This is a genomic window from uncultured Gimesia sp. (assembly GCF_937919775.1).
GTDB lineage: Bacteria > Planctomycetota > Planctomycetia > Planctomycetales > Planctomycetaceae > Gimesia.
Window position 1 is genome coordinate 1 of the sequence record NZ_CALFPF010000754.1, and the last position, 7,639, is coordinate 7,639.

Sequence of the window (7,639 nt, forward strand, 5' to 3'; positions counted from 1 at the left end):
AACACGCGTGTGTTGGTTTTTCTCCTCAGGTTTGTAAGCCATTCTCAGGGCCCTGCTTCTTTATCTATGAGAAGCATATTTATGGTCGTGTTTTTTTCAGGACCAGTTTTGTTTTGGGGCCGCTTTCGATTGATACACATTTTATAGGGAATTAATTCATGCGATCGAATAACATCCACAAAAATCGAGGCTTTACGCTGATCGAATTGCTGGTGGTGATTGCCATCATTGCGATTCTGATTGCACTGTTACTGCCGGCCGTGCAACAGGCACGTGAAGCAGCCCGTCGCAGCACCTGTAAAAACAGCCTGAAACAGATCGGGTTGGCTTTACATAATTACCATGACACACACCGCACGTTTCCTCCAGGAGCTGTGTGGTACGGAGTCGGTACTGCTCCTACAGATGGCCGTAATGTCAGTTGGGGAACGACCTGGGTAGTTCAAGTGCTCCCCTTTATGGATCAGGCCCCGTTGTACAACCAATACAATATGTTGTTACCTGCACAAGGCGCAAATTCCAATACGTCGAATAGTGTTCTCCAGGCTAAAATTCCGATCTTACGTTGTCCCTCTCAACCAGGCGTGGATCAATATTTATTAACCCAGCCCGTAGATGGCAATTTCTCAAAAATCACGTATGCAGGATCCGTCGGTGCGGGTTCGACATTGACCATTGCCGATTACAATAATAACGCACGCAGAGGGATCTTCAGCGCGATTGCGCAGAATGGTGCCAAGATACGCGATATTACTGATGGAACTTCCAATACCATTATGCTGGGTGAAATCGTAACCGGCACCAATACCGGCGATGACAAAGGTGCCTGGGGCTGGTGCACCGGAGCGTTATTCAGCGGAAGAACGTCAGCTGGTATATTGACGCCCAATACTAATCAGGTTTATGACGGCACCCCTTATGCTTCCAACGACACTTCAAACAAGGATTTCAACAGACGTAATAATCCTGATCTGACAGGTGCTGGATCAGGACAGGCAGCACGCAGTTTTCATGTCGGTGGCGTGCATGTGGCGCTGACCGATGGTGCTGTGCGTTTCATCTCGGAAAATATTGATCAGACCACTTACCTGAATCTGATGGCAATTTCCGATGGTAACGTGATCGGCGAGTTTTAAGTTGAAAATGAACGCATCTCGTTCATAAGAATTGGCAGCTCCAATCTTTTATTGGAGCTGCTTTTTTACTCCAGGACACAAGGGCACAAAAAGATGAAAAGTCGAATCGCGTCTGTTAAACGGCTGGTTTGCTGTGCGGCATTGATGTTATTAACAACTACTCTGACAGGTTGTGGTGGTCCTTCCGCGCCGCCGCCATCGGAAACGCAGAAAAGCGAAGTGGCACAAAAATCCATCGAAGCGTTTATCGCCTCCGCCACGAAAAACCCCAAAGGAGCGGCCCAGGAACTCTCGATTCTGATGGAGTCTCTGGAAGCGTATGCCAGTCAGTATCAGGGGCCTTACATTGAATTAAGAGACGCTGCCAAAGAACTGCAGTCGCTCTATCAGAGTTCGGCATCCAAGGACAAAATCCAGGCGCAACTGGATGTGCTCAAACAAAAAGCGGCTGCTCTGTCTGCTGGTTCGTAACTACGATTCTCGATATCTGGTTTTACGGTTATCGCATGTTGTCATTTTACATGCGATAACCGTCTGAAACTCTCATTCCACAATGGTCAGTGATTTGAGACTGCCGTTGTTGCGAAAATCCTTACCGAATTCCAACGTGGCTTTCACCTGAATCTCGTCGTGTCCGGCGACTGTCACCGTGGGGGGCGTCATGTAGCCGGAACCCGGGTTGGTGATCTTGAATCCGGTGACTTTTCCGTCTTGGATGATGGCCATCGCGCTGGCGGGAGTGTGTTTCCAGAGTTCTCCTCTGCCTGGCTGGTAGCGGTAATAATTCGAGACTTCATCCAGGCGGTCGTTGGTGACGCCATGTTTGCCCAGTGCATCCAGCAGGACTTTTTTGTTGGCGCGGGCTCTGGCTTCCGTGGGTGCTCCATTCCGCGCGGGTTTCACATTGCTGAAGGCATCACGGAAGACTTGTGACTCGACGCCGAGCGCTGCGGCGATGAGTGTGACCGGCCGCCCGTGATCGCGCGGATCCGTTTCGTAACCTCCGCTGAAGATCGCTGAGCCCGCAGGGGCGTTTTCTGAAACCGGTGTCTGTGGTTCTCGATCTCGCATTGGTTCCTCTCCTGGACGAGGCGGACGGTTGTCTTCCGGGTGCCTGTGATGCTCGTCTCTGGGTCTGTGTCCATGCTCGTCTCCCGGTCGAGGAGGACGCGGCAGTTCATGGTGTGTCAGTTTGCCGTTCTCGTCCCGATCCAGCTTTTTCAGAACCGCGGCCGCCTGTTCGATTTCCTGTTGCGAAATTTCGCCATCCCGGTCGGTGTCAAACAGCATGAGGATCGGGTCCGGCGGTGGTGGACCTGGTCGGCGCTGATCCCGCTCACCCCGCGGTTGTTGCGAGGAGACACTGGTTGTGATGAACCCGGCGGTTGTGATTAACCCGGCGATGGCAAGGAACGCGATCCACTTTTTCATCCGTTTTGATCTCCCATTGAGGATATCTGAGGGCCCATTAATCACGGTTCCATGAATTCCGCTTGTTTTCGGCAGTTTCACAGAAAAATAACCCGTCAGGGAACGTAACGCACGTATTATGGTATCACTACCAGATATTTTGAGAATCTATCGAGAAAAATGATGGTCTCGATCACTCACTCCCTTCCAGAGCAAACCAGGCCTGCATCTGATACGAGCAGTTGCATTGCGATGAACCATCGGGAACCAGCACCAGACCGCCGGCGGGGATGGCGTTGATGTAACAGCCCAGGCGGATGCCACCGAAGTTTTCGACGCCGGCTTTGCGAGTCAGATCGACATAACCGAGTGTCGCCGAGCGAAAAACCATCATGTGTTTACTGGCAGAGATCTGTCCGCAGCCGTAGGAGCGGTCGAATTGGAAATCGAGGGGGCTGCCTGTCTTCAGATCCCAGGCGCCCCCCTGGGCATAGATCTTGTCGCCGTTGATGACGGGGTGCGACTGATACTCGGCTTTGATGTCCCAGATCCGCTTGCCGGTTTTCGCATCGACGGCCGCCATGCGCCCGCCAACTTCGGAGGGGAGCTGGAAAAAGTTATGCCGGATTCCCTGATAAAACATCAGCAGGATCTCGTTTTCTTCGGAAACCGCCAGCTGTGTCCCGAAGACTTCCTGATCGTCGTGCCAGAGATCTTTGCCGGTTTTGGCCTGGAAGGACTTCAGTTTTCCTTTACGCAACGCGTCTTCCGGAGAGGGGGGATTAGGGCGTCCGTTCCGCCGTGCTTCTTTAATGTGGTCGGCTTTGGCGATTTCCCGGTCGACCAGATAGACGCTGTTATTGCCAATGGTAATCGCATTGTTGCGGATGGAATATTCCGGCTGATACGTCCAGAGCAGTTCGCCCGTGTTCGCATCCATCGCAAAAAACAGCACCGATTCATTCCGCAGCTTCAGGCCTTTGTAGCGGGGGCTTGTATAATGCGCGTCGTTACTGACGGTGCCATACACCACGCCATCATGATAACCGAGATAACCCCAGTTCTGATTCGGATCGTCGCGGCTGACTGGCGTGGACATCTTCCGCACCAGTTTGCCGGTTTTCAAATCGATCTGGTGACAAACTTCATCTTTGCTGACAAACGCATAATCGCCGCCCAGACAAAAATTGCTGCCGACTTCAGCAGTGCTGAGATCATGATGAATGCCATTCATATCGGTGAGATTATTCTTCAACTGATATTTCCAGAGTGTATGCCCGTTGTAGGCGTCGATTCCGCATAAGCCATGCAGGCCGCCGACGACCATCACGCCCCGGTTCACCAGTGGCGCGGGGCCCTGGCCGTGACGATTGGGAATCTGGAAATCCACGTCACGATACCAGTACATTTTGAGCGGCCCTTTGACGATTTCATCATCGGAATTGACCGTGTTCGTCGCACTGGAATACTGGTGCGTCCAGCTGCCGGCCCCTTGCAGGTCGGCTTTGGTTTCCACCTGCATTTTCTTGACTGGTCCCCAGCAAAACTGACCGCCATAAGGACGCTGGATGCGGCGTGCTTCCTGCAACAAAGCCGGACTCATGTCGCGTTCCAGCGAAGCCGAGCAGATCACCAGATTCGCAAAGTTTTTGGAATAGGGGGACTGTTCCGGATCAGCCACATGCACGGCGACGCGCGAACCATACACGCCCGCCTCATCCAGCAATTGACGCGCTGTGGCTGCTTTCTCTGCGTCGTGCATCACGACATAAATCTGAAAATCCGACTGCCGGGCCAGTTCCAATGCGAGTTGTGCGTTGTCAGCACCGAGGTCGATGCAGATGCCGGTTTTGACATCGGTTTTGTCACAGATCGCTTTCGCGGCCGCCTGATAAACAGGGTTCACAGCAGGCGGCGTTTTCTGGTCGACTGGTGGCATCGCGTCTGTTTCTTTGGCTGCTTCATTTGCAAAACAGCAGATGACACCTTCATCGGTACTGGCGACGAGACATTCATCGGAGGCCGCCAGGCCGCGGACGGTCCCTTCGATTTCATGCGACCACCAGGAGTTGGCTTGCGCTTTATAATCGACGCCGGTAACTTTGTTGTGAGAGCCGCAATACGCGTCATCGCCGGCGATGATGACATCCGTGATCTGGTAATCCAGTGGGATAATGCGTTTTTCTTTCAACTGCCTGACGGAAATCGGTTGCCCTTTGCGATCGCGGGTGGCTGTGTCGGACCATTCGCTGTAAATCAGAGACTGACCATCGCCGCGCAGGATGCCCTTTGATGTGACTGCCATCGGGCCGGTTCCCGTTTGTTGCGTCAGATCGCCGTTTGTCTGATCGTAGAGACAACCTGCGTTACAGAAAAAGCGATCAGCCAGCACCACATCGGAACCGCCGCGCTGCTGATTTTTCTGCAGGTGATAATATTGAAAAACGCCGGTCGCCCGTTCGAAGGCTGCGGGAACTGCGCGTCCGGTGGGCATGAAGATCTGGTCTTCGCTGGCAGCCAGATAACCCTGAGCAGAGACGCCGCTTTTCGCACTCGCGCCGCCATGCGGTTGATTCATCAGCAGTTGACCGGAATTCTGATTGTGCCAGATCACGTCTCCGGTTTCTGCATTGAGGGCATACAGATAAACGCCATCCGAAGGCCAGACGCCGGCGGCGAAATAGACCTGATCGCCGACCACTGCCGGGCCGCCGCGTGAAGGCCAGTGAGAGATGAGCCGGTCGTTGCCCATGATAAATTTGTGTTGCGGTCCCCCCTGTTTTTTCCAGAGCAGGGAACCGTCTTTGATCGATAATGCGTAAAGACAACCGTCATCACTGGCGACGAACACGCGGTCTTTCCAGGCCGCCGGTGCAAAACGGATCGGTCCTTCGGTGAAGAATTTCCATTTCAGTTCTCCCGTTTTTAGATCGAGGGCATAAAGCTGGTCATCGGTCGAACTGCCGAACAGCACCGTCTGCTCCACGATGATTGGCTGAAAGACCTCGTCAAATTTGATGCGGGTGTGCGTCGGCCAGGCGGGTGTGGGAGCGTGTTTTGTTCGAAACGTCCACTTCCGTTCCATGCGGTTGGGCAGGGGATCTTTGGTGTAGCCGGTGCGCGCAGCATCTCCCCGAAATTGCGGCCAGTCTGCCAGAGCAGTGCAGGGTGCAAGCGTAATTGTAAACAGGAACAGAAAAGCCGGCAGGTATTTCATGGAGCGCCCTCTGAGTGTCTGGTGATCACCGTCTAACTTATTTAATGGTAATCCCTCTGGAGGGGCTTGTCATTGACAACAGACGTCTATTTGCCCGATTTCGAAGAAGGCTCAGCCGGTTCTGGAGCACTGTTTTTTTGCAATAGTTTCTTCAAGGGAATTTCCTGATAACGCAGTCCCCCGGGACCATAATACACCAGATGCAGCGAATCATCTCGAAAATCCATGCTGGCATAACAGTAAGAGCCTTTGGGATCATCTTCGATTTTGGTCAGGTTCTCCCAGGTTTTGCCCTCATCGTAGGAAAGCCCGAGGGTTAGCGGCGTGCGTGGCCCCTGATGGCCGGCTCCGGGAACGACTGCATTGTTCCAGATCAGAATCAGCGGCGCGTCTTTTCCTGGCGCTCGCTGCAACAGCATGGGCGCTTCGGGATGAACAATGTCCGTTTTCTCAGCAGGACCCCAGGTTTCCCCTCCATCACTGCTGTAGGCGCGATACATGCGGGTTGTCTGCGTGCGAATGAGCATCAGGATGCGCCCATCGTTGAGTTGTTCAATTTCCGGTTCCATCGCGCCGCGCAAAGGGCAGTCCACTTCATTTGTTGATCGATGCCAGGTCTCTCCTTCATCGTCGGAATAATAACTGAACGAGACAAAGTGTTCGTCTTTCTGCCAGGCGCTGGGAGAACCAAAGGTTGCCAGCAGGATGCGTCCGGATTTCAAACGGATGGCTGCTGAGTTGACCGTGAAAATTACTCCCTCTTTACCATGAGAGAGTTGCTTGGGTTCACTCCAGGTTTTACCTTCATCGGTTGATTCTTTGTACCATAAATTGGCGAAGCGGTTGCTGTCGATGCGGATGTAAGTCAGCAGGATCTTCCCGCTGGCCGTCTTCACCAGACTGGCAGACATCACATTCATCTTGCCGATGTTTTCCTGAACGGTTTTCGGCTCAGACCAGGTTTTGCCGGCATCGTCCGAATGGATTTCGACCAGCCGCGCGGGATCATGATCGCTTCCGGTGGCGCCGTACCATTGCGTGTAAACGACAAGTAATCGCCCGTTGTCGAGTGTGAGTAAAGCACCTTCGCCATGCCGCGGCAGTTCTTTTGTGGATTTGGCGATCAATCGTGATTCGGCATCGCTGTGGCTGATCATCAGATGCTGACCGGCGAAAAATACCATCAATGTCATACAAGCAGTACGCAGTTTGATCATCTCGGAGTTCCTGATCATGAGTCGTTTTTCTTTACTTGAGGTCAAAATCTTGTTGAATTTCGCTGGCGCCCGGTTTGACGGTGAACGCTTCGATTTCGGTTTTCGTGTTGAACTGTTCCGGAAGAAACTGTTCCCGTTCCGGTGAATCTTCGGTCCTGTCTCCCGGCAGGCCGGACCCGCCCCGAAATGCATTGATCTCGACCTGATAGGTGCCGGCTTTCACAGCGGTCCGTTCGGCGAACTGGTATTGGCCGGCTTTGATCTGGGTGGTCCTCGCCGGCGCCTGACTGCCTGCGGCGGGGGACAGGCGAATCACGCCGTCGCGAACCGGTTCTCCCTGGTAAGTGACTTTGCCACTGACGGAAGTCAACGATGAGTCGTCAGCAGCCTGGCTGCATCCAATTAAAAGCAGGCAGAAAATGCCGAGAAATAATTTGCCATTCATTTGCGGGGACCAGAGAAAGAGGATCAATTTATGTTAAAAATGATAATACATTTGACAGAACAGACTCGGAGGTGAGGAGCTGCGCTTAAAACTCGCCGACCACTTCTGCACCGGCGCGTGTTGTGAGATCCTGCAATGTTCCCAGATCAATATTTTCTGAAATGAACCGGACGGCTCCATCTCCCATCAGAAAATGACAGCCCCCTGTGTGATA

7 protein-coding genes are annotated in these 7,639 nt (G+C 53.1%); 2 read left to right on the forward strand and 5 right to left on the reverse strand.

All coding sequences use genetic code 11. The annotated features are described in order from the left end of the window. Window positions 1-158: 158 nt before the first annotated feature. Both Q0294_RS21355 and Q0294_RS21360 read left to right on the forward strand, forming a co-directional pair. Window positions 159-1,136 (forward strand): DUF1559 domain-containing protein, encoded by a 978-nt coding sequence (locus Q0294_RS21355; RefSeq protein ID WP_299469494.1) that lies wholly within the window; start codon window positions 159-161, stop codon window positions 1,134-1,136. Window positions 1,137-1,229: 93 nt separating this feature from the next. Beyond that, entirely contained in the window at window positions 1,230-1,607 is a 378-nt protein-coding gene (locus tag Q0294_RS21360; protein ID WP_299469496.1) for a hypothetical protein, read from the forward strand. A 72-nt stretch (window positions 1,608-1,679) separates the two neighbouring features. On the opposite strand, the gene Q0294_RS21365 is transcribed toward Q0294_RS21360, so the two are convergent. The 5 genes from Q0294_RS21365 to Q0294_RS21385 form a co-directional block, all read right to left on the reverse strand. Continuing rightward, window positions 1,680-2,567, reverse strand: coding sequence for a hypothetical protein (locus tag Q0294_RS21365; RefSeq protein WP_299469498.1), 888 nt, complete (start codon window positions 2,565-2,567; stop codon window positions 1,680-1,682). A 172-nt stretch (window positions 2,568-2,739) separates the two neighbouring features. Next, complete coding sequence (locus Q0294_RS21370) at window positions 2,740-5,763, reverse strand: PQQ-binding-like beta-propeller repeat protein (RefSeq protein WP_299469500.1); 3,024 nt, start codon at window positions 5,761-5,763, stop codon at window positions 2,740-2,742. 86 nt (window positions 5,764-5,849) lie between these two features. After that, the gene (locus Q0294_RS21375; protein ID WP_299469502.1) at window positions 5,850-6,980 is read right to left on the reverse strand and encodes a sialidase family protein; all 1,131 of its coding nucleotides are present in this window, start codon (window positions 6,978-6,980) and stop codon (window positions 5,850-5,852) included. A 31-nt stretch (window positions 6,981-7,011) separates the two neighbouring features. Next, window positions 7,012-7,425, reverse strand: coding sequence for an MBG domain-containing protein (locus Q0294_RS21380; protein ID WP_299469504.1), 414 nt, complete (start codon window positions 7,423-7,425; stop codon window positions 7,012-7,014). Between the two features lie 85 nt (window positions 7,426-7,510). Continuing rightward, window positions 7,511-7,639, reverse strand: a 129-nt coding sequence (locus Q0294_RS21385; protein WP_299469506.1) for an H-X9-DG-CTERM domain-containing protein, incomplete at its 5' end; no start/stop codon positions are given.

Bases quoted from the DNA above. Each gene is read 5' to 3' on its own strand.
- Q0294_RS21365 (WP_299469498.1), bottom strand. From the start codon at position 2,567: ATGAAAAAGTGGATCGCGTTCCTTGCCATCGCCGGGTTAATCACAACC.
- Q0294_RS21375 (WP_299469502.1), bottom strand. From the start codon at position 6,980: ATGATCAAACTGCGTACTGCTTGTATGACATTGATGGTATTTTTCGCC.
- Q0294_RS21380 (WP_299469504.1), bottom strand. From the start codon at position 7,425: ATGAATGGCAAATTATTTCTCGGCATTTTCTGCCTGCTTTTAATTGGA.
- Q0294_RS21355 (WP_299469494.1), top strand. From the start codon at position 159: ATGCGATCGAATAACATCCACAAAAATCGAGGCTTTACGCTGATCGAA.
- Q0294_RS21360 (WP_299469496.1), top strand. From the start codon at position 1,230: ATGAAAAGTCGAATCGCGTCTGTTAAACGGCTGGTTTGCTGTGCGGCA.
- Q0294_RS21370 (WP_299469500.1), bottom strand. From the start codon at position 5,763: ATGAAATACCTGCCGGCTTTTCTGTTCCTGTTTACAATTACGCTTGCA.